Here is a 21,623-nt window from a genome sequence, read left to right on the forward strand (position 1 = left end):
CGTCCGGCCGCGGCACGAGCCGCTGCCCGCCCGGTGTGCTCGGTATCGTTCCGCGCCATGACCACGACGCTGCAACAGCGCCGCGTGCCGGAGAGCCCCGCCCCCACCTCGCAGACCCGCCCGCGCCGGCCGCACCGGATCGCGGTCGTCGACGGGCTCCGGCTCCTGGCCGCGCTGGCCGTCGCCCTCTACCACCTCTGCGGCGACCTGCCGGTGGCCAAGGCGTGGGAGGCCCGCCCCCAGGACATCTTCCCCGGACTCTTCCCGATCGCGGCCTACGGCTGGCTCGGCGTCGAGCTGTTCTTCATGATCAGCGGGTTCGTCATCTGCATGAGCTGCTGGGGGCGTACCCCGGGGCAGTTCTTCCGGTCCCGGGTGGTCCGCCTCTTCCCCGCCTACTGGCCGGCGGTGCTGATCACCACGACGGTCGTGGCGCTGTGGCCGGTCGCCACCCACCGGCTGCCGATCGACCAGGTGATCGCCAATCTCACCATGCTGCACACGCCGCTGGGCGTGTCGAACGTGGACACCGCGTACTGGACGCTCTGGGCCGAGATGCGGTTCTACCTGCTGTTCGGGGTCGCCGCGGTGTGGCGCGGCCTGACCCTGCGGCGCACCCTGCTGTTCTGCTACGGCTGGCTGGTCGCCGCGGTGCTGGCCGGCGGCAGCAAGTTGCCGGTGCTGGCGCAGCTGTTCCAGCCCTCGTTCGCGCCGCTGTTCGTGGCCGGCATCGCCTTCTACCTGATCCACCGCTTCGGAGCGGACCTGCAGCTGTGGGGCGTGGTCGCGCTGTCCTGGGCGCTCGCCGTGCACAACGTGGTGGGCCGGGTGGGCGCCACCGCCGCGGCGAACCGCCAGCCGCTCGACGCCCGGATCGCCATGCTGCTGGTGACCGTGTTCTTCGTCGTCATGGCGGTCATCGCGCTGGGCTGGACCGCCCGGATCCAGTGGCGCTGGCTGACCTGGGCCGGGGCGCTGACCTACCCGTTCTACCTGCTGCACCAGTACATCGGCTGGTCGATCATCCACGGGTTGAGCGGGGTGCGCCCCCGCCTGCTCGTGCTCGCCGGGGTGATCGTGGCGCTGCTGTTCGCCGCCTGGCTGCTGCACCGGCTGGTGGAGAGGCCGCTGGCCCGGGTGCTGAAGGACCGGCTGGAGCAGGCCGCCGCCGGGATGCGGGCGAAGGACGCGCCAGCGTGACGACGAGGCCGCCGGAAACCTCCCGGCGGCCTCGTCCTTTTCACGACCGGATCAGCTGGTCCGCCGCAGCACCGCCAGGAACATCGCGTCGGTGCCGTGCCGGTGCGGCCACAGCTGCACCGTCGGCCCCGGGCCGAGCCCCGGCATCCCCGGCGGCAGCAGCGGCCGGGCGTCCACGAAGTCGACCTCGACGCCGCTGCGCCGGGCCCCCTCACTGACCGTCACCTGAGTCTCCACCATGTGCGGGGAGCACGTCACGTACGCCACCACGCCGCCCGGGCGCACCGCCCGCAGCGCCGCCACCAGCAGTTCCCGCTGCAGCCGGGTCAGCGGCGGCAGATCGGCCGGCTGCCGGCGCCAGCGTGACTCGGGCCGGCGCCGCAGCGAGCCCAGCCCGGTGCACGGCGCGTCCACCAGCACCCGGTCGAACGCCTCCTCCGGCAGGTCCGGGTCACGGCCCACCGAGCGGCCGTCCATCGGGAAGACCGTCACCGGCATCCCCTCGGTGGCCTGCTCGACCAGGCGGGCACGGTGCTCGGCGACCTCGACCGCGGTCACCTCGGCGCCCCGGCCGGCGGCGATCGCGCCGATCAGGCCGGTCTTGCCGCCGGGCCCGGCACACAGGTCCAGCCAGCGGGTGTCGCGGCCCTCGACCGGGGCGGCCAGCAGCGCCGCCGCGACCAGCTGGGAGCCCTCGTCCTGGACGTGGGCGCGGCCCTCGCGGATGGCGGCCAGGTCACGCGGCGCGCCGCCGGTGAGATAGACCGCGTACGGCGAGAACGCCCCCGGCACCCCGCCCACCTCGTCGGCCAGCTCGATCGCGTCGGCCCGCCCCGGACGCGCGCACAGGTGCACGGCCGGCGGCTGGTTGTCCTCGATCAGCAGCCGGGCGGTGTCCTCCAGGTCACCGCCGAGCGCCTCGGCGAACGACCGGACCACCCACTGCGGGTGGTGGTGCAGCACGGACAGGTTCCCGACCGGGTCGTCGTCGTACGACGGGGCGAGCTTCGCCAGCCACCCCTCCAGCGGGGTCTCCGAGATGGTGCGCATCACCGCGTTGGCGAACCCGGCCGCGCCCGGCGCCACCGACCGCACCAGGTCGACCGTCTGGTTGACCGCGGCGTGCGCCGGCACCCGGGTGTGCAGCAGCTGGTATGCGCCGAGCCGCAGGGCGTCGCGGGCCGGCGGGTCGATCCGGGCCACCTCCCGGCCGGCCGCGTCGGCGACGATCAGGTCGAGGGTTCCCAGCGCGCGCAGCGTGCCGTACGTCAGCTCGGTGGCGAACGCCGCGTCCCGCCCGGACAGCCCCATCCCGCCGAGGATGTCGGCCAGTACCAGGTTCGCGTACGCGTCGTCGCGGTGCACGGCGGCGATCGCCTCGTACGCCGCCTGCCGCGCCGGATCCGACGGCGGCCGGCCGCCGCGCGGAGCCCGCCCGCTGCGCTGATCCCGCGGATGTCCCGGTCCGGCCGGCCGCCGTGGGCCGGCGCCGTGCGGCCGTGAAGCCCGATGTTCGGTCACGCTGGATCTCCTTCGGCGTGCTCTCCTGGCCGTTGCTTGGCTGCGGTGCAGTCCGTCACGCCAGTTTTTCCCCTGCCTCGATACGCATGCCGCGCGCCCAGTCGGTCGCGGCCATCGGTTTCTTGCCGGCCGCGCGGACCTCGCCCAGTTGCACCGGCGTGGTCGCGGTGCCGGCCAGCACCTGGGTGCGCTCCACCCGCAGCTCGCCCGGCGGAAGGTGCGGGGCGTTCGCTACGGGGCGGACCGGGCCCAGCTTGAGCCGGTCGCCGCGCAGTGTCGTCCACGCGCCCGGCGCCGGGGTGCACGCCCGGATCCGCCGGTCCACCGCGAACGCCGGGTCGCTCCAGCGGATCCGCGCGTCCTCGGCGGTGAGTTTCGGTGCCAGGCTGACCCCGTCGTGCGGCTGCGGATGCGCCCGCGCGGTGCCCGCCTCGATCGCGTCGAGCACCGCGACGAGCAGCCCGGCGCCCTCGTGGGCGAGGCGCTCCAGCAGGTCGCCGGAGGTGTCGTTGAACCGGATCTGGTCGGTGACCGTGCCGTACACCGGGCCGGTGTCCAGACCCGCCTCCAGCTCGAAGACGCTGGCGCCGGTCACCTCGTCACCGTGCAGCACAGCGTGCTGCACGGGCGCCGCACCGCGCCAGGCCGGCAGCAGCGAGAAGTGCAGGTTCACCCAGCCGTGCTTGGGGATCTCCAGGGCGGACGGGGGCACCAGCGCGCCGTACGCCACCACCGGCACACAGTCCGGCGCCAGCTCGCGCAGCCGCTGCTGGAACTCCGGGTCGCGCGGTTTCTCCGGGGTGAGCACCTCGATGCCCCGTTCGTCGGCCCACGCGCCGGCCGGTGAGCGCACCAGGCGGCGGCCTCGCCCGGCCGGGGCGTCCGGCCGGGTCACCACGGCGACCAGTTCGTGCCCGGACGCGGCGATCGCGTCCAGGCTGGGCAGCGCCACCTCGGGCGTGCCGGCGAAGACCAGGCGCATCAGCTCACCGCCCCAGGCCGAAGATGCCCCGGCCGTGCGGGCTCTCCTTGATCGTCGGGGGCTTGGCCGCGTCGTACCACTCCGCGGAGCGGATCTGCTTCATCGCTTCCTTGCGCGCGGCCGCGTCCAACCGGTCCAGGAACAGCACGCCGTCCAGGTGATCGGTCTCGTGCTGCACGCACCGCGCCATCAGCCCGGTGCCGACCAGCTGGATCGGGTCGCCGTACTCGTTGAAGCCGTTCGCCACGACGTTCTGCCGGCGCTTGGTGTCGATGTAGATGCCCGGGATGGAGAGGCAGCCCTCCGGGCCGTCCTGCTCCTCGTCGTCCGGGAACGACAGCACCGGGTTGACGATGTGCCCGACCACGTCGTCGACATCGAAGGTGAACACCCGCAGGCCGACCCCGAGCTGCGGGGCGGCCAGACCGGCGCCGCCCTCGTCCAGCATGGTGTCGGTGAGGTCCTTGACCAGCTTGCGGAGCTCGACGTCGAAATCGACGACCGGGTCGGCCTCGGTGCGCAGCACCGGATCACCGAAAAGACGGATGGGCTGGACGGTCACTGAAGCGGAACTCCTCAGACAGGGAAACGGCTGGGAAACAGTCTACGGACCTAGAAGAGGTCGGCCGGGTCCACCTGGATGCGCACCGCGACGGCCGCCTTACGCGCGCTGCGCACCCCGGCCGCCACGTGCAGGGCGCGCGCCAGGTCCAGCGCCCGGGACCGGGCCACCCGGAGCAGCATCCGCTCCTGCTCGTCGCCGGCCGGGACCGGGCCGAGCTGCTCGGCGCCGTCCGGCAGGTCGGCGATCGTCAGCAGCTCGGCGACCGCCGGCGCCGGGCCGGTCACGCTGGCCATCCGGGCCGCGGGCGGGAAGCCCAGCTCACGGCGTTCGGCCAGCTCACGTGCGGCGAACCAGCCCGGGTCCCAGCGCAGCAGCGCCTGCACCGGGGCCAGCGAGCCGTCCGCCACCACGATCACCCGGCCCCCCGCCGGGGCGGGCCGGGCCAGCGCGGACGCGTTCAGCCAGCGCCGCATCGTCTCCTCGGCGGCGCGCAGGTCGGCCCGGCTCAGCAGCGCCCAGGTGTCCAGCAGCAGCACCGTGCCGTAGCCGCCCTCGGCCACCGGCTCGGCCCCGGGGGTGGCCACCACCATCGCCGGCTCACCGGGAACCGTGTCCAAGATCTCGTCGCGCCCGGACGTGCGCACCGGCACACCGGGGAACGCCCGGCCCAGCTCCTCCGCCGTACGCCGGGCCCCGATCACCGAGGCCCGCAGCCGCCGCTCGCCGCAGACCTGGCAGGTGTACGCCGGGAACGACCGCCCGCACCACCGGCAGACCGGCACGTCCCGCAAGTTGTGCAGGGCCAGCGGCCCGGAACAGGCCGGGCAGCGGGCCGGGTTCCGGCACTCCGCGCACGCCACCGAGGGCAGGTATCCGCGCCTCGGCACCTGGACCAGCACCGGGGCGCCGGCCTGCAACGCCTGCCGGGCCGCCTGCCAGGCCAGGCTGGGCAGCCGGGCGGTCACCGCGCCGGGATCGCGGGCCAGCTGCGGGTCGTCGCCGGTCGGCGAGATCGCCGGCTGACGCCGCCGCAGCACCGCGCGCTCCGCGGCGATCTCCCGGGCCCATCCGGTCTCCAGCAGCAGCTGCCCCTCCCCGGTACGCGCGAAGCCCCCGACCAGCGCCGCGCAGTCGACGAGCTGCGCCCGGGTGAGCAGCACCTCCCGGGCGTGCGGGTACGGCGATCGGGGCTCGGAGTGCAGGTCGTCCCCGTCGTCCCAGATCACCACCAGCCCGAGCCGCGCCACCGGGGCCCACATCGCCGCCCGGGTGCCGGCAACCACCGCGACCTGGTGCCGGCTGGCCGCCAGGAACCGGCGGTACCGCTCCGCCGGGCCGAGCGCCGCGTTCAGCGCGACGTGCCGGTCCGGCCCGAGCACCCGCCCCAGCGCCCGGTCGACCCGCTCCAGGTCCCGCGCGTCGGCCACCACGATCACCACGCCCCGGCCACCCCGCACCGTCGCGGCGGCGGCCTCCGCGATCCGGACCGGCCAGTCCTCCCCCGGCAGCGCCGACCACACCGCCCGAGCCGGCCGGCCCTCCTGGAGCGCGCGGAGATAGGCCGGGCCCGCGACGTACGAGTCCCAGCCACCGGCGACCCCGCCGCCGGTGGGGGCAGCACCGCCGGCAATGGCCACACCGCCCGTGGCGACCGCGCCACCCGTACCCGCCCCACGGTCATCGTCCGCGGTAGCGGCACCGCCGGCCACACCGGCATCGGCGCCTGTAGCGGCATCACCAGCCACACCGTCATCCCCGCCCGTAGCGGCATCCCCGGCGGTAGCGACATCACCGGCCGTAGCGACATCACCGGCCGTAGCGACATCGCCGGCCACCGGCGAGGCCCCGGCCGAGTCGGCACCCGCAGCGGAAACCCGCGGACGGACGCCAGCGCCGGCGCCGGTCGCGGCCCCGTCCGGGCCGGCCGCCGCACTGGCGGCCTGCGCCTCCACCCGGGCATGCCGTGGCGGGACCGCGAGGCGCAGCACGTCGGCGAGGCTGCCGGCATAGCGGTCGGCGACGGCCCTGGCCAGCCGCGCCACCTCCGGGTCGAGCACCCGCTCCGGGGAGACCACCCTTTCCAGGTACGCCAGCCTGCCCTGATGCTCGGACGCCTCGGCTCGGGCGAGCAGGAAGCCGCTCACCAGCTGCCCGGCGAACCGCACCTTGACCCGCACTCCCGGCTGCGCGGCCTCGTCGTCGGCGCTGGCGACCAGATAGTCGAACGGGCGATCAAGATGCGGCAGCTGGACGTCGACACACACCCGGGCCACCGGCAGTCGTTCCGCCGGCTCCCGCTCCGCACGCACACCCTTGGTCGCCATCGCCGAACATTGTGCCCGCATCCCCCGACACTTCCCACAAGATCAACCCGCGCGGAGGGGTGCCGCGCCAGCGCCGCGGACAGCTCACCGTCTCGTCGCCCAGATCGACCTCGACGATGTCCGGAAACCGACCATCCGACGGATCACCTCCACCCGGAACGGACAACCGTCCCTAACGCCACCCATCCACCGAGCCGGCGCGCACCGGGACCGCCAAACCCATGCCACCCTCGACACCAGCCGACCCACTCCGGCTGATGCTCAAGGTCGTTATCAAGGACGAATAACGACCTTGAGCACCAGCCGGGCACCCGGCCCGCCAGGAGACCGCGACCCACCGCGAACTAACCCCGCTCCCGACGAACCTCCACACACCCAGACCGCAATCGCAGCTACAAACCAAGCCACCCCCAGGCCCAGCCCACCCCGACCGACCACAACCCAGCCCACAGGCACGAAAAAAGCCGGCGCCCCCGACCACACGGGGACGCCGGCCTACCAACGAACCGATCAGGAAGCGGCGTTCTTCAGATCCTGGGCCCGGTCGGTGCTCTCCCACCGCAGGTCCGGCAGCTCCCGGCCGAAGTGGCCGTAGGCAGCGGTCTGCTGGTAGATCGGCCGGAGCAGGTCCAGGTCGCGGATGATCGCGGCCGGCCGCAGGTCGAAGACCTCCTTGATGGCCTTCTCGATCCGCTCGACCGGCACGTTCTCGGTGCCGAACGTCTCGACGAAGAGGCTGACCGGGTGCGCCTTGCCGATCGCGTACGCGACCTGGGTCTCGCACCGCTCGGCGAGGCCGGCGGCGACCACGTTCTTGGCCACCCAGCGCATCGCGTACGCCGCCGAGCGGTCCACCTTGGACGGGTCCTTGCCGGAGAAGGCGCCGCCGCCGTGCCGGGCGTAACCGCCGTACGTGTCGACGATGATCTTGCGGCCGGTCAGGCCGGCGTCGCCCATCGGGCCGCCGATCTCGAAGCGGCCGGTCGGGTTGACCAGCAGCCGGTAGTCGCGGGTGTCGAGGTCGAGGCCGTCGAGCTCGGGGCCGATCACGTGCTCGCGCACGTCGGGGGTCAGCAGCGACTCCAGCGAGATGTCGGCGGCGTGCTGCGAGGACACCACGACGGTGTCCAGGCGGACCGGGCGCAGGCCGTCGTACTCGATGGTGACCTGGGTCTTGCCGTCGGGCCGCAGGTACGGGATCGTGCCGTCCTTGCGGGCGGCGGACAGCCGGCGCGCCAGCCGGTGCGCCAGGGCGATCGGCAGCGGCATCAGCTCGGGCGTCTCCGAGCAGGCGAAGCCGAACATCATGCCCTGGTCGCCGGCGCCCTGCTGGTCCAGGATGTGCTCGGAGTCGCCCTCGCGCAGCTCCAGGGCGCTGTCCACGCCCTGCGCGATGTCCGGTGACTGCGAGCCGATGGAGACACTCACGCCGCACGACGCGCCGTCGAAGCCCTTCTTCGACGAGTCGTAACCGATCCGCAGGATGGTGTCGCGCACGATGCTGGGGATGTCGGCGTAGGCCTGCGTGGTGACCTCGCCCGCTACGTGCACCTGGCCGGTGGTGATCAGGGTCTCGACCGCGACGCGGCTGCGCGGGTCCTGGGCGAGCAGGGCGTCGAGAATCCCGTCGCTGATCTGGTCAGCGATCTTGTCCGGGTGGCCTTCCGTGACCGACTCGGAAGTGAACAGGCGGCGTGCCACGGTGCTCCTCAGTTGTCGAATACAGGTAACGCGGAAATTTAATCAGACTTGCGGACCGCCGCCGACCTGTCCATCCAGCTGGACCACCACGTGGTCGAAGATCCTATCCGCCACATCGTCTTTGGAGAGTTCGTCGAGAGCCTCGGCGGAGCCGTCCGCGCCGAGCACAGTCACCGTGTTGCGGTCCTGGCCGAAGACCCGGTCGGCGCCGACCTCGTTGACGACGATGAGATCCGCCCGTTTTCTGACCATTTTCTGCCGGGCGTGTTCCAACGCGCCGTGTGTCTCCGCGGCGAACGCCACGAGCACCTGACCGGGACCCTTGGCGGCGCCGAGCTCGGCGGCGATGTCCGGGTTCGTGACCAGGGTGATCGGGTCGGGGGCGCCGCCGTCGGTCTTCTTGATCTTCTGCTCGGCGACGGTGGCCGGACGGAAGTCGGCCGGCGCGGCCGCCATCACCACGATATCCGCCCCGGCGGCCGCCTCGACGGTGGCCTTGCGCAGCTCCTCGGTGGTGCCCACCCGGAGCACATCCGCGCCGGCCGGGTCGGGCAGCGTCACGTTCGCCGCGATCAGCGTCACCCGCGCGCCGCGGGCCAGGGCGGCGCGGGCCAGCGCGTACCCCTGCTTGCCGGACGAACGGTTGCCGAGGAAACGCACCGGGTCGAGCGGCTCCCGGGTGCCGCCCGCGGTGACCACCACGTGCCGGCCGGCGAGGTCACGGCGGCGCGCGCGGAGCACCCGCAGGGCGTACTCGAAGATCGCCGCCGGCTCCGGCAGGCGGCCCTTGCCGGTGTCCCGGCCGGTCAGCCGGCCGACGGCCGGCTCGATGACGATCGCCCCGCGCGAGCGCAGGGTCGCGACGTTGGCCCGGGTCGCCGGGTTCTCCCACATCTCGGTGTGCATGGCCGGCGCGTAGACCACCGGGCACGTGGCGGTGAGCAGCGTGTTGGTGAGCAGGTCGTCGGCGATGCCGTGGGCGGCCTTGGCCAGGATGTCGGCGGTCGCCGGGGCGACCACGACCAGTTCGGCGGCCCGGCCGATGCGCACGTGCGGCACCTCGTGGGCGTCGTCCCAGACCTCGGTGGCGACCGGGCGGTTGGACAGCGCGGCCCAGGTCGGCTCGCCGACGAACCTCAGCGCCGAGGCGGTCGGCACGACCCGCACGCCGTGCCCCGACTCGGTGAACAACCGGAGCAGCTCACAGGCCTTGTACGCGGCGATGCCGCCGCACACTCCCAGGACGACCTCGGGCACCTGACCTCACCTCAGACAGCAGTCGATCCCGCGCCCGTAGCCTCGGACGCGGGATCGCACGTTTCACAACGATCAGTGGTCGGTCGACTCGGCGGTCAGCAGACCGGCGTTGATCTCCCGCATCGCGATGGAGAGCGGCTTCTCCTGCGGCGTCGTCTCGACCAGGGGCCCGACGTATTCGAGCAGACCCTCACCGAGCTGGCTGTAGTAGGCGTTGACCTGGCGGGCGCGCTTGGCCGCGAAGATCACCAGCGAGTACTTCGACGAGGTCTTGTCCAGCAGCTCGTCGATCGGGGGGTTGGTGATGCCCTCGGGGTTGGCGACAGTTCCCACTTGTGAAAATCCTTAATGCTCGTGTGCTGAAGCTGGCCCTGACAGAGAAGCAGCTGGCCCCAGGAGCGAGGCCGGCGCTAAGTATGACGAACCGAGCAAGCCTACCAGCTCGTCAGCGGCCCGCTCGACGAAGTCGTTCACCACGGTGACGTCGAACTCCGCCTCGGCGGCCAGCTCCTCGTCCGCGTGGGCCAGCCGGCGGCGGATGGTCTCCTCGTCGTCGGTCCCGCGCCCGATGAGGCGCCGCTGCAGCTCCTCCTTGCTGGGCGGGGCCAGGAAGACCAGCTGCGCGTCCGGCATCGCCGCCCGCACCTGCCGGGCGCCCTGCAGATCGATCTTCAACAGAACGGGCCGGCCCTGTTGGAGCCAGCCCTCGACCTGGGCGCGTGGGGTGCCGTAGAGGTTGCCCGCGAACTCCGCCCACTCCAGCAGCTGATCGCCGTCGATCAGGCGCTGGAACTCGGACCGGGTCACGAAGTGATAGTGCTCGCCGTCGGTCTCGTAGTCGCGCTTCTTGCGTGTCGTGACCGACACCGACAACCGGATCCAAGGCGAGCGCGCCCGGATCAGCTCGATCACGCTGTCCTTGCCGACCCCGGAGGGGCCGGACAGGACGGTGAGGCGGGCTGCCGGGCGCGCGTCGTCATCCATGCTCACGGCTCATTCCTACACGAGCCGATGAGTCAGTTCGCAGCGAACTCCCCCAGGAGGGCCTTGCGCTGCTGGTCGCCGAGACCCCGGAGCCGGCGGCTCTCGGCGATCTTCAGCTTCTCCATGATCTGGGTCGCCCGGATCTTGCCGATGCCCGGCAGCGCCTGAAGCACGGCCGAGACCTTCAGCTTGCCGACGACCTCGTCGGCCTCCGCGCGGTCGAGCACGGCGGCGAGGGTGGTCTTGCCGGACTTGAGCTGTTCCTTCAGCTCAGCCCGAGCCTTGCGAACTTCCGCAGCCTTCTCCAGCGCGGCAGCGCGCTGCTCGGGGCTCAGTGACGGGAGCGGCACCAGTTCTCCTCAGGTCCCTATCGCGGCGGTAGTTCAATACCGGCGCTTCTGTGAAACGTGGTGTGCCAGGGAACCAAAGGGGCATGTGGTTCCCGGCGCCGGGAAAACTAGCGGTCAACGGCGCATTCGGCAACGTGGGGGTACCCCGCATCGGCCGGATCGCCACCCTGGTACGCAGGCTGTTTCACCCGAGCGCGGCGCGGCAGTCGGCCAGGACGCGCTCCGCGGCGGCCCGCAGATCGGCGATTTCCGGGCCGGCGGCGAGAACTTCACGTGAGTACGACGGCAACACGGTGTGCAGGCTCTTGCCGAAGACCGCACGCAGGTCGGCCGGGGTCGCGCCCTGCGCTCCGAGGCCCGGCGCGAGCAGCGGGCCGTTGACCTCCGACAGCTCGTGCCCGGTCTCGCCGATCGTCGCGCCGACCACGAGACCGAAACTTCCGAGTGGACTCGCACCCGCATTGAGCTGGGAAATCTCGTCGATCACGGTCTGCGCCACGGTCTTCCCACCAGGCGCGACGGCGTGCTGCACGGACGGCCCCTCGGGGTTGGACGTCAGCGCGAGAACGAAAATTCCGGCGCCCGTGGAGGCCGCGAGATCGAATGCGGGCCGCAACGAGCCGACACCGAGGTAGGGACTGACAGTAATCGCATCAGAGCGCAGCGTGCTGGACGGATCCAGGTACGCGGACGCGTACGCGGCCATCGTCGAGCCGATGTCGCCCCGCTTCACGTCCAGCAGGACAAGCGCGCCGGCCTCTCGTGACTGTCGGATAGTTGACTCAAGAATCGCGATGCCACGTGACCCAAATCTCTCAAAAAACGCCGACTGTGGCTTCAGAACGGCCACCCGATCGGCCAGCGCCTCGACCACCGTACGGGCGAAACGTTCCAGGCCCGCCACGTCGTCGGAGAGGCCCCAGCGGGCCAGCAGCGCGGCGTGCGGATCGATGCCGACGCACAGCGGGCCCCGCTGGGCGATCGCCTCGTGCAGTCGTTCGCCGAAGGTCTCCATCTACCTCGATCACTCTCCTGTGTCAGCCGGCCGCCACCGCGGCGGCGATTCCCGCGGTGATGCGGGCCATGTCGGCGTCGTCCGTGACGTACGGCGGCATGGTGTAGATCAGATCCCGGAACGGCCGCAGCCAGACTCCCCGCGCCACCGCGGCCGCGGTGGCCCGCGGCAGGTCCACCGGGTGGTCCAGCTGGACCACGCCGATCGCGCCGAGCACGCGTACGTCCGCGACGCCCGGCGCGGTGCGCAGCGGCTCCAGGCCGTCCGTCAGCCGGTTCTCGATCTCCCGTACCCGGTGCGCCCACCCGCCGTCGCCGAGCAGCCCCAGCGAGGCGTTCGCCACCGCGCACGCGAGCGGATTGCCCATGAACGTCGGCCCGTGCGCCAGGCCGCCGCCCTCCCCGGCCGAGATCGCCTCGGCCACCTCCGGGGTGCACAGCGTGGCCGCCAGCGTCAGATAGCCACCGGTGAGCGCCTTGCCCAGGCACATGATGTCCGGGCTCACCCCGGCGTGCTCGGCGGCGAAGAACCGCCCGGTCCGGCCGAAGCCGGTGGCGATCTCGTCGAAGATCAGGAAGACGCCGTGCGCCGCCGTGGCGTCCCGCAGCACCCGCAGGTACTCCGGATGATGGAAGCGCATCCCGCCGGCGCCCTGCACGACCGGCTCGACGATCACCGCGGCCAGCTCGTCCGCGTGCCGCTCGATCATCGTCACCAGTGAGTCGGCGTAGTCCGGGTCGAACCGGGCCGGCGGCGGCCCGGCGAAGATCTGCGCCGGCAGCACCCCGGTCCAGAGCGCGTGCATCCCGCCGACCGGGTCGCACACGCTCATCGGGTGGAAGGTGTCGCCGTGGTACCCGCCGCGCCAGGTGGCCAGCCGGCGCCGGCCCGGGCGGCCGAGCGCCCGCTGCGCCTGCAACGCCATCTTGATCGCCACCTCGACGCCGACCGAGCCGGAGTCGCAGAGGAAGACGTGCTCCAGCCCGGGCGGGGTGAGCTCGACGAGCCTGGCGGCCAGGGTGACCGCCGGCTCGTGGGTGAGCCCGCCGAACATCACGTGGCTCATCCGGCCGGCCTGCTCGGCCAGCGCGGCGTCCAGCACCGGGTGCCGGTAGCCGTGCACCGCCGCCCACCAGGACGACATGCCGTCGACCAGCTCCCGGCCGTCGGCCAGCCGCAGCCGGACCCCGGCCGCGCTCTGCACCAGGTAGGGGTCGCTGCGGCCGGGCATCGGCCCGTACGGGTGCCAGACGTGCGCCCGGTCGAGCGCAAGCAGGTCGCGCTCGGCCCGGCTCATCGCACCGCGGGCGAACGGGCCGGGCGGGCGCCCTGCGCGACCGCCCGGACCAGGTCCGGACCCTTGTAGATGAACCCGGAGTAGAGCTGTACCAGCGTGGCGCCGGCGTCCAGCATCCGGGAGGCGTCGTCGGCCGACATGATCCCGCCCACTCCGATGATCGGCAGCCGCCCGCCGGTCTCGTCGTGCACGAACCGGACCACCGCCCGGGCGCGCTCGGTGAGCGGCTTGCCGGAGAGCCCGCCGGTCTCGGCGGCCAGGTGCTTCTCGCCCGGGACGAGCCCGTCCCGGGCGAGGGTGGTGTTGGTGGCGATGAGACCGGCCGCGCCGTGCTCCAGGCACACCTCCAGCAGCTCGGCGATGGCCGGCTCGCTCAGGTCCGGGGCGATCTTCACCAGCACCGGCACCGGGCCGCGCAGCGCCGTCAGCAGCGCCTCGATCGAGTCCCGGTCCTGCAGGGCGCGCAGGCCCGGGGTGTTCGGCGACGAGACGTTGACCGCGATGTAGTCCGCGTACGGGTGCAGCAGCCGGTAGGACTCCAGATAGTCCTCGACCGCGTCCTCCAGCGGGGTGACCTTGGACTTGCCCAGCGACACCCCGAGCGGCACACCGATCGGGCCCAGCCGCGCCAGGCGGTCGGCCAGGGCGGCCGCGCCGGCGTTGTTGAAGCCCATCCGGTTGATGATCGCCTCGCTCTCCCGGAGGCGGAACAGGCGCGGCTTGTCGTTGCCCGGCTGCGCCTTGGCGGTGACCGTGCCCACCTCGACGAAGCCGAAGCCGAGCGCGGACCAGGCGGGCAGCGCGAGGCCGTTCTTGTCCATCCCGGCGGCCAGGCCGACCCGGTTCGGGAAGCGGACGCCGAACGCCTCCACCGGGGCGGAGAAGGCGTACCGGCGGCGCAGCACCTCCCGGGCGGCCGGCGGCATCGAGGCGAGCCGGTGCAGGGTCCACTCGTGCGCCGTCTCGGCGTCCCCGCCGCCGAGCCGGAACAGCACCGGCCGCACGGCCCTGGCGAAGAGGCTCACGGTGCCATCACCGGTGTGCCCTCCTGGCCCTCGGCGGCGAGGTCGTGGCTGCTCATGCCCGGTCGCTCCGGAGCACCCGGTGCAGCTCCTGCAGCGGCCGCACAGCCATGTCGCCGCGCATCAGCGCCTCGATGCCCATCACCGCGGCGGCCACGCCGGGCACCGTGGTGATGCACGGGGTGTCCGCGGTGACCGCGGCGCTGCGAATCTCGTAACCGTCCTGCCGGGCGCTGGCGCCCGAGCCCTGCGGCGTGTTGATGATCAGGGCGATCTCGCCGGCGAGGATCAGCTCGACGGCGTTGCGTTCCGGGCTCTCGTAGTGCTTCGGGACGACCTCGCAGTCGATGCCGTACCGGCTGAGCACCTCGCCGGTGCCGGCCGTGGTGACGATGGTGAAGCCCAGGTCGGCGAGCCGCTTGGCCGGGAAGATCATCGCCCGCTTGTCCCGGTTCGCCACGGACACGAAGATCTTGCCGCTGGTCGGCAGCGAGCCGTACGCCGCGGCCTGCGACTTGGCGAACGCCTGACCGAAGCCGGCGTCGATGCCCATCACCTCGCCGGTCGACTTCATCTCCGGGCTCAGCAGGCTGTCCACGTTGTTGCCGGCCAGCGTGCGGAACCGCTTGAACGGCAGCACCGCCTCCTTGATGGCGATCGGGGCGTGCGGCGGGGTCGACCCGCCGTCCCGGTCCGGGATCAGCATGCCCTCGGCGCGCAGCTCGGCGACGGTCGCGCCGAGCATGATCCGGGCCGCCGCCTTGGCCAGCTGCACCCCGGTCGCCTTGGAGACGAACGGCACCGTCCGCGACGCCCGCGGGTTCGCCTCCAGGACGTAGAGCACCTCGTCCTTGAGCGCGTACTGCACGTTCATCAGGCCGCGCACGCCGATGCCCCGGGCCAGCGCCTCGGTGTAGCGGCGGACCTCGGCGATGTGCGAGGCGGCGAGCGTGATCGGCGGCAACGAGCAGGCCGAGTCGCCGGAGTGGATGCCGGCCTCCTCGATGTGCTCCATCACGCCGCCCAGGTAGACCTCGCCGGTGGCGTCGCAGAGCGCGTCCACGTCGATCTCGATGGCGTCGTCCAGGAACCGGTCGACCAGCACCGGGTGGTCCGGGGAGATCTCGGTGGCCCGCTCGATGTAGCCCCGCAGGGTGGGCTCGTCGTAGACGATCTCCATGCCGCGGCCACCCAGGACGTAGGACGGGCGCACCAGCACCGGGTAGCCGATCGCGTCGGCGATCGCCTTGGCCTCGGAGAACGAGGTGGCGGTGCCGTGCTCCGGCGAGCGCAGCCCGTTCTCGGCCAGCAGCGCCCCGAACAGCCCGCGGTCCTCGGCCAGGTCGATCGACTCCGGCGAGGTGCCGACGATCGGCACGCCGGCCGCCTTGAGCCGGTTCGCCAGGCCCAGCGGGGTCTGCCCGCCGAGCTGGACGATCACGCCGATCACGCCGGGTCCGCCGGCCGCCCGGCCGCTGCTGTCCTCGGCGTGGAACACCTCCAGGACGTCCTCGAAGGTGAGCGGCTCGAAGTAGAGCCGGTCGGCGGTGTCGTAGTCGGTGGAGACCGTCTCCGGGTTGCAGTTGACCATCACGGTCTCGTAGTCGACGCCCCGCAGCGCCTGCACCGCGTGCACGCAGGAGTAGTCGAACTCGATGCCCTGCCCGATCCGGTTCGGGCCGGAGCCCAGGATCAGCACCTTGGGCCGGTCGCTCGGCGCGACCTCGGTCTCGGAGTCGTACGACGAGTAGTGGTAGGGCGTGTTCGCCGCGAACTCGGCCGCGCAGGTGTCCACGGTCTTGTAGACCGGCCGCACTCCCAGCCGGTGCCGCAGCGCCCGGACCCCGTCCTCGCCGGCCAGCTCCGGCCGCAGCACGGCCAGCTGCTTGTCGGACAGCCCGGAGCGCTTCGCCCGGCGCAGCAGCTGTTCGTCCAGCACCGGCGCGGCCAGGATCTCGGCGCGCAGGTCGACCAGGGCCTTGATCTCGTCCAGGAACCACGGGTCGATCCGGCCGCTGGCCTCGTGCACCTGCTCGACCGTGGCGCCCAGGCGCAGCGCCCGCTCGACGGTGTAGAGCCGTCCGTCGTGCGGCACCCGCAGCTGGGCCAGCACGTCCTCGAGCGTCTCGTCCGGGTCCGGGGTGGTCCAGAAGCCGCCGGCCTTGGTCTCCATCGAGCGCATCGCCTTGTTCAGCGCCTCGGCGAAGTTGCGGCCCAGGCTCATCGCCTCGCCCACCGACTTCATCGTGGTGGTCAGCTCCTTGTCCGCGCCCGGGAACTTCTCGAACGCGAACCGCGGGATCTTGACGACCACGTAGTCCAGGGCCGGCTCGAAGGCGGCCGGGGTCTGCAGGGTGATGTCGTTCGGGATCTCGTCCAGGGTGTAGCCGATGGCCAGCTTGGCGGCGATCTTGGCGATCGGGAAGCCGGTGGCCTTCGAGGCCAGCGCCGACGAGCGGGACACCCGCGGGTTCATCTCGATCACGATCAGCCGGCCGTTGTCCGGGTTCACCGCGAACTGGATGTTGCAGCCGCCGGTGTCCACGCCGACCTCGCGGAGCACCGCGATGCCCAGGTCGCGCAGCCGCTGGTACTCCCGGTCGGTGAGGGTCATGGCCGGGGCGACGGTGACGCTGTCGCCGGTGTGCACGCCCATCGGGTCGATGTTCTCGATCGAGCAGACCACCACGACGTTGTCGTTGCGGTCGCGCATCAGCTCGAGCTCGTACTCCTTCCAGCCGAGCACGCTCTCCTCGATCAGCACCTCGTGCACCGGGGAGGCGGCCAGCCCGGCGCCGGCGATCCGCTCCAGGTCCTCGGCGCTGTGCGCCATGCCGGAGCCCAGGCCGCCCATGGTGAACGACGGGCGGATGACGACCGGCAGGCCGATCTTGGCGACCGTCTCGCGGACCTCGTCCATCGAGTGGCAGACCCGCGAGCGCGGGGTCTCGCCGCCGGCCTTGGCGACGATGTCCTTGAAGAGCTGGCGGTCCTCGCCCTTGCGGATGGCGTCGATGTTGGCGCCGATCAGCTCGACGCCGTACTTCTCCAGCACGCCGCTCTCGTGCAGCGCGACCGCGGTGTTCAGCGCGGTCTGGCCGCCCAGGGTGGGCAGGATCGCGTCCGGGCGCTCCTTGGCGATGACCAGCTCGACGAACTCCGGGGTGATCGGCTCGACGTAGGTGGCATCGGCGAACTCCGGGTCGGTCATGATCGTGGCCGGGTTGGAGTTGACCAGCGAGACCCGGATGCCCTCGGCGCGCAGCACCCGGCACGCCTGGGTGCCGGAGTAGTCGAACTCGCAGGCCTGGCCGATGACGATCGGCCCGGAGCCGATCACCATCACATGCTTGAGATCCTCACGCTTCGGCATGTGTTTCAGCCCTTCTTCTCGACGAGCTCGACGAACCGGTCGAACAGGTAGTCGGCGTCGTGCGGGCCGGCGGCGGCCTCGGGGTGGTACTGGACGGTGAACGCGGGCACGTCGATGCCGCGCAGCCCTTCGACCACGTTGTCGTTGAGGCAGACGTGGGACACCTCGACGCCACCGAAGTCCGTGTCGATCACGGTGTTCAGCGGGGCGTCCACGGCGAACCCGTGGTTGTGGCTGGTCACCTCGACCTTGCCGGTGGTCCGGTCGAGCACCGGCTGGTTGATGCCGCGGTGGCCGTAGCCGAGCTTGTAGGTGCCGAAGCCGAGCGCGCGGCCGAGGATCTGGCTGCCGAAACAGATACCGAACAGCGGCACCTCGCGGCGCATCACCTCGCGGGCCAGCGTGACCGGGCCGTCGGCGGTGGCCGGGTCGCCCGGGCCGGGCGAGAAGAAGACCGCGTCCGGGCCGACCGCCAGCAGGTCCTCGATCGAGGAGGAGGCCGGGAAGATGTGCGTGGTCACGCCGCGGGCCGCCAGGCGGCGGGCGACGTTGCGCTTGATGCCCAGGTCCAGCGCGGCGACCGTGTAGCGGTGCTCGCCCTCGGCCGCGACGGTGTACCGCTGCGCGGTGGTCACCTCGGCGGAGAGGTCGGCGCCCAGCATCTGCGGCTGGTTGCGCACCTTGGCCAGCAGCGATTGCGGGTCCAGGTCGACGCTGGACACGCCGACCCGCATCGCGCCGCGTTCGCGCAGGTGCCGGGTCAGCGCGCGGGTGTCGACCCCGCTGATGCCGACCACGCCCTCGGCCGCCAGGCGCTCGCCCAAATCGCCCGTGGAGCGCCAGTTCGAGGGGCGGCGGGCCGGGTCGCGCACCACGTAGCCGGAGACCCAGATCCGGGACGACTCGTCGTCCTCGTCGTTGACCCCGGTGTTGCCGATCTGCGGCGCGGTCTGCACCACGACCTGCTTGTGGAACGAGGGGTCGGTGAGCACCTCCTGGTAGCCGGTCATGCCGGTGGTGAACACCGCCTCGCCGAACGTCTCGCCCACGGCGCCGTAGGCGGTGCCGGAGAAGGTCCGACCGTCCTCCAGCACCAGAATCGCCTTGCTCACTTGACTACCTTCCCGTCCAGCACGGTCGCTTCGCCCCGCAGGAAGGTCGCCACGATGCGACCGGGCAGGGTCATGCCCGCGTACGGCGTGTTCCGACTGCGGCTCGCCAGAGCGCCCGGGTCGACCACCCAGCGCGCCGACGGGTCCACCAGTGTGAGGTTGGCCGGCGTGCCGGCCTTGGTCAGGTCGCCGCCGTGCCCGTCCAGCCGGGCGATCCGGGCCGGCGCGACGGACATCCGGTCGGCGATCAGATCCCACTTCTCGCCGAAGACACTCAGCATGATCGGCAGCGCGGTCTCCAGGCCGAGCATTCCCGGACGGGCGTACGACCACTCGCACTCCTTGTCCTGCACCGCGTGCGGGGCATGGTCGGTGGCGACCACGTCGATCACCCCGTCCAGCAGCGCCTGGCGCAGGGCGGCGACGTCCCCGGCCGTACGCAACGGGGGGTTGACCTTGAAGACCGGGTCGTAGCCGGCGGCGAGCTCGTCGGTCAGCAGCAGGTGGTGCGGGGTGACCTCGGCGGTCACCCGCACGCCGCGGGCCTTGGCCTGGCGCAGCACCTCCACCGAGCCGGCGGTGGAGACGTGACAGACGTGCAGGCGGCTGCCGACGTGCTCGGCCAGCAGCACGTCCCGGGCGATGATCGCCTCCTCGGCGACCGCGGGCCAGCCGGTCAGCCCGAGCCGGGTGCTGACCTCGCCCTCGTGCATCTGCGCGCCCTCGGTGAGCCGCGGCTCCTCGGCGTGCTGGGCGATCACGCCGTCGAACGCCTTCACGTACTCCAGGGCCCGGCGCATCAGGCGCGGGTCGGCGACGCAGAAGCCGTCGTCGGAGAAGATCCGCACGCCGGCCGCCGAGGTGGCCATCGCGCCCAGCTCGGCGAGCTGCTTGCCGGCCAGCCCGATGGTGACCGCGCCGATCGGCTGCACGTCCACCAGGCCGGCCTCCCGGCCCAGCCGCCAGACCTGCTCGACCACGCCGGCGGTGTCGGCGACCGGCGAGGTGTTGGCCATCGCGCAGACCGCGGTGTAGCCGCCGAGCGCGGCGGCGCGCGAGCCGGTCTGCACCGTCTCGGCGTCCTCGCGGCCGGGCTCGCGCAGGTGGGTGTGCACGTCGACGAGACCGGGCAGCGCGACCAGACCGGCCGCGTCGATCACCTCGGCGTTCTTCGCCGGCTCGGCGGCGATCAGGCCGTCGGTGACGGCCAGGTCGGTCGGCGCGGCGCCGAGAATCGAGACGCCCTTGATCAGGTACGCCATCACTTGCCTCCCAGGAGCAGGTAGAGGACGGCCATCCGGACGCTGACGCCGTTGGCGACCTGTTCGACGATCGTGGAGCGGGGTGAGTCGGCCACCTCGGGCGCGATCTCCATCCCGCGGTTCATCGGGCCGGGGTGCATGACGATCGCGTGCCCCGGCATCTTGTGGAGGCGGGGCGCGTCGAGCCCGTAGCGGCGGCTGTACTCCCGCGCCGACGGGAAGTAGGAGTCCTGCATCCGCTCGGTCTGCACCCGCAGCATCATCACCACGTCGCTGTCCGGCAGCACCGCGTCCAGGTCGTAGCAGACCTGGGTCTTCTCGGCCAGCGCCGCGGCGACGTCCAGCGGGATCAGGGTGGGCGGACCGACCAGGGTGACCTGCGCGCCCAGCGTGGTCAGCAGCAGCACGTTGGAGCGGGCCACCCGGCTGTGCAGCACGTCGCCGACGATCGCCACCTTCAGGCCGTCGAGGCGGCCCAGGCGCGAACGCATCGTGTACGCGTCCAGCAGCGCCTGGGTCGGGTGCTCGTGGGTGCCGTCGCCGGCGTTCACCACCGACCCGTCCACCCAGCCGGCCAGCCGGTGCGGCGCGCCGCTGGCCGAGTGCCGGATGACCACCGCGTCGGCGCCCATCGCCTGCAGGGTCAGCGCGGTGTCCTTGAGGCTCTCGCCCTTGGAGACGCTGGAGCCCTTGGCGGAGAAGTTGATGACGTCGGCGGAGAGCCGCTTGGCGGCCGCCTCGAAGGAGATCCGGGTGCGGGTGGAGTCCTCGTAGAAGAGGTTCACCACGGTCCGGCCGCGCAGCGCGGGCAGTTTCTTCACCTCGCGCCCGGACAGCGACGCCATCTCGGCGGCGGTGTCCAGGATCAGCGTGGCGGTCTCGGCGTCCAGGTCGGCGGCCGAGCGCAGATGCTTGATCACTGGAGCCCTCCGATGAGCTTGACCTCGTCGGCGCTGTCGATCTCGGTGAGCGTCACCTTCACGCTCTCGCTGAGCGCCGTCGGGATGTTCTTGCCGACGTAGTCGGCGCGGATCGGCAACTGCCGGTGACCGCGGTCGACCAGCACCGCCAGCTGCACCGAGCTGGGCCGGCCGAGGTCCTTGAGCGCGTCCAGGGCGGCGCGCACCGAGCGGCCGGAGAAGAGTACGTCGTCGACCAGGATCACCCGCAGCCCGTCGATGCCGCCGGACGGCAGCTCGGTCTTGCCGAGCGCGCGGGTGGCCTTCAGCCGCAGGTCGTCGCGGTAGAGCGTGATGTCGAGAGAGCCGACCGGGACCGCGACGCCCTCGAAGGCGTGGATCCGGGCGGCCAGGCGGTGCGCCAGCGGGACACCGCGGGTGGGGATGCCGAGAAGCACCGTGCCGGTGGCGCCGGAGGTCTTCTCCAGGATCTGGTGGGCGATCCGGTCGACGACCCGGGACAGGTCGGAGCCCTCGAGGATGATCTTGCTGGGCGCGTCTGCGCGTGGCTGAGCCACGGCGGACCTCCTTCCCCGCCTCACGGGACGGGTCGTTAAAGGACGTCGGTCGGGCGGCCCCCGCAGGTGGCCGACCCGATGGCTGACGCTACGTTACCAGTGGACAAAGCGTTGACCAGGGTGACCTGGCTGACCCACGAACAAACCGGACAAACCCTGCAACTAGGGATACAGCCGGTAA

Annotated in this window: 18 protein-coding genes; 1 reads left to right on the forward strand and 17 read right to left on the reverse strand. The window is 72.3% G+C overall.

Annotated elements, in window-relative coordinates:
• The first annotated feature begins 57 nt into the window (after nucleotides 1-57).
• Nucleotides 58-1,200, forward strand: coding sequence for an acyltransferase family protein (locus ACTEI_RS26580; RefSeq protein ID WP_122980151.1), 1,143 nt, complete (start codon nucleotides 58-60; stop codon nucleotides 1,198-1,200).
• Between the two features lie 51 nt (nucleotides 1,201-1,251).
• On the opposite strand, the gene ACTEI_RS26585 is transcribed toward ACTEI_RS26580, so the two are convergent.
• The 17 genes from ACTEI_RS26585 to pyrR all read right to left on the reverse strand — a co-directional run bounded on the left by ACTEI_RS26585 (nucleotide 1,252) and on the right by pyrR (nucleotide 21,466).
• Nucleotides 1,252-2,721 carry an RsmB/NOP family class I SAM-dependent RNA methyltransferase gene (locus tag ACTEI_RS26585; RefSeq protein WP_122980152.1) on the reverse strand — a complete coding sequence of 490 codons (1,470 nt, stop codon included), beginning with the start codon at nucleotides 2,719-2,721 and terminating at the stop codon, nucleotides 1,252-1,254.
• Between the two features lie 55 nt (nucleotides 2,722-2,776).
• Complete coding sequence (gene fmt, locus ACTEI_RS26590; protein ID WP_122980153.1) at nucleotides 2,777-3,703, reverse strand: methionyl-tRNA formyltransferase; 927 nt, start codon at nucleotides 3,701-3,703, stop codon at nucleotides 2,777-2,779.
• A 4-nt stretch (nucleotides 3,704-3,707) separates the two neighbouring features.
• Nucleotides 3,708-4,265 (reverse strand): peptide deformylase, encoded by a 558-nt coding sequence (gene def / locus ACTEI_RS26595; protein WP_122980154.1) that lies wholly within the window; start codon nucleotides 4,263-4,265, stop codon nucleotides 3,708-3,710.
• Between the two features lie 50 nt (nucleotides 4,266-4,315).
• Nucleotides 4,316-6,592: a primosomal protein N' gene (locus ACTEI_RS26600; protein ID WP_122980155.1), complete on the reverse strand. Its 2,277-nt coding sequence runs from the start codon at nucleotides 6,590-6,592 to the stop codon at nucleotides 4,316-4,318.
• Nucleotides 6,593-7,102: 510 nt separating this feature from the next.
• On the reverse strand, nucleotides 7,103-8,293 hold the full coding sequence (metK, locus tag ACTEI_RS26605; protein WP_122980156.1) for a methionine adenosyltransferase: 1,191 nt from the start codon (nucleotides 8,291-8,293) through the stop codon (nucleotides 7,103-7,105).
• A 42-nt stretch (nucleotides 8,294-8,335) separates the two neighbouring features.
• Nucleotides 8,336-9,550, reverse strand: coding sequence for a bifunctional phosphopantothenoylcysteine decarboxylase/phosphopantothenate--cysteine ligase CoaBC (gene coaBC / locus ACTEI_RS26610; protein WP_122980157.1), 1,215 nt, complete (start codon nucleotides 9,548-9,550; stop codon nucleotides 8,336-8,338).
• Between the two features lie 72 nt (nucleotides 9,551-9,622).
• Nucleotides 9,623-9,883: a DNA-directed RNA polymerase subunit omega gene (gene rpoZ, locus ACTEI_RS26615; protein WP_122980158.1), complete on the reverse strand. Its 261-nt coding sequence runs from the start codon at nucleotides 9,881-9,883 to the stop codon at nucleotides 9,623-9,625.
• Nucleotides 9,884-9,895: 12 nt separating this feature from the next.
• On the reverse strand, nucleotides 9,896-10,534 hold the full coding sequence (gene gmk / locus ACTEI_RS26620) for a guanylate kinase (RefSeq protein WP_122982427.1): 639 nt from the start codon (nucleotides 10,532-10,534) through the stop codon (nucleotides 9,896-9,898).
• 32 nt (nucleotides 10,535-10,566) lie between these two features.
• Nucleotides 10,567-10,884, reverse strand: coding sequence for an integration host factor, actinobacterial type (gene mihF, locus ACTEI_RS26625; RefSeq protein WP_014693418.1), 318 nt, complete (start codon nucleotides 10,882-10,884; stop codon nucleotides 10,567-10,569).
• A 184-nt stretch (nucleotides 10,885-11,068) separates the two neighbouring features.
• Complete coding sequence (pyrF, locus tag ACTEI_RS26630) at nucleotides 11,069-11,899, reverse strand: orotidine-5'-phosphate decarboxylase (RefSeq protein WP_122980159.1); 831 nt, start codon at nucleotides 11,897-11,899, stop codon at nucleotides 11,069-11,071.
• Nucleotides 11,900-11,921: 22 nt separating this feature from the next.
• The gene (locus ACTEI_RS26635; RefSeq protein ID WP_122980160.1) at nucleotides 11,922-13,196 is read right to left on the reverse strand and encodes an adenosylmethionine--8-amino-7-oxononanoate transaminase; all 1,275 of its coding nucleotides are present in this window, start codon (nucleotides 13,194-13,196) and stop codon (nucleotides 11,922-11,924) included.
• A complete protein-coding gene (locus ACTEI_RS26640) occupies nucleotides 13,193-14,221 on the reverse strand; it encodes a quinone-dependent dihydroorotate dehydrogenase (protein WP_122980161.1) in 1,029 nt (342 codons plus the stop codon). Before ACTEI_RS26640 ends, ACTEI_RS26635 begins: the two co-directional genes overlap by 4 nt.
• A gap of 52 nt (nucleotides 14,222-14,273) precedes the next feature.
• Nucleotides 14,274-17,591 carry a carbamoyl-phosphate synthase large subunit gene (gene carB, locus ACTEI_RS26645; RefSeq protein ID WP_122980162.1) on the reverse strand — a complete coding sequence of 1,106 codons (3,318 nt, stop codon included), beginning with the start codon at nucleotides 17,589-17,591 and terminating at the stop codon, nucleotides 14,274-14,276.
• A gap of 5 nt (nucleotides 17,592-17,596) precedes the next feature.
• Nucleotides 17,597-18,703, reverse strand: a complete 1,107-nt coding sequence (gene carA / locus ACTEI_RS26650; RefSeq protein ID WP_122980163.1) for a glutamine-hydrolyzing carbamoyl-phosphate synthase small subunit — start codon at nucleotides 18,701-18,703, stop codon at nucleotides 17,597-17,599.
• A complete protein-coding gene (locus tag ACTEI_RS26655) occupies nucleotides 18,700-19,968 on the reverse strand; it encodes a dihydroorotase (protein ID WP_122980164.1) in 1,269 nt (422 codons plus the stop codon). Before ACTEI_RS26655 ends, carA begins: the two co-directional genes overlap by 4 nt.
• Nucleotides 19,965-20,885 (reverse strand): aspartate carbamoyltransferase catalytic subunit, encoded by a 921-nt coding sequence (locus tag ACTEI_RS26660; RefSeq protein WP_122980165.1) that lies wholly within the window; start codon nucleotides 20,883-20,885, stop codon nucleotides 19,965-19,967. Before ACTEI_RS26660 ends, ACTEI_RS26655 begins: the two co-directional genes overlap by 4 nt.
• Nucleotides 20,882-21,466, reverse strand: a complete 585-nt coding sequence (pyrR, locus tag ACTEI_RS26665) for a bifunctional pyr operon transcriptional regulator/uracil phosphoribosyltransferase PyrR (RefSeq protein ID WP_372443255.1) — start codon at nucleotides 21,464-21,466, stop codon at nucleotides 20,882-20,884. Before pyrR ends, ACTEI_RS26660 begins: the two co-directional genes overlap by 4 nt.
• Nucleotides 21,467-21,623 lie beyond the last annotated feature (157 nt).

This window comes from Actinoplanes teichomyceticus ATCC 31121, from assembly GCF_003711105.1.
In the GTDB taxonomy this organism is placed as follows: Bacteria; Actinomycetota; Actinomycetes; order Mycobacteriales; family Micromonosporaceae; genus Actinoplanes; species Actinoplanes teichomyceticus.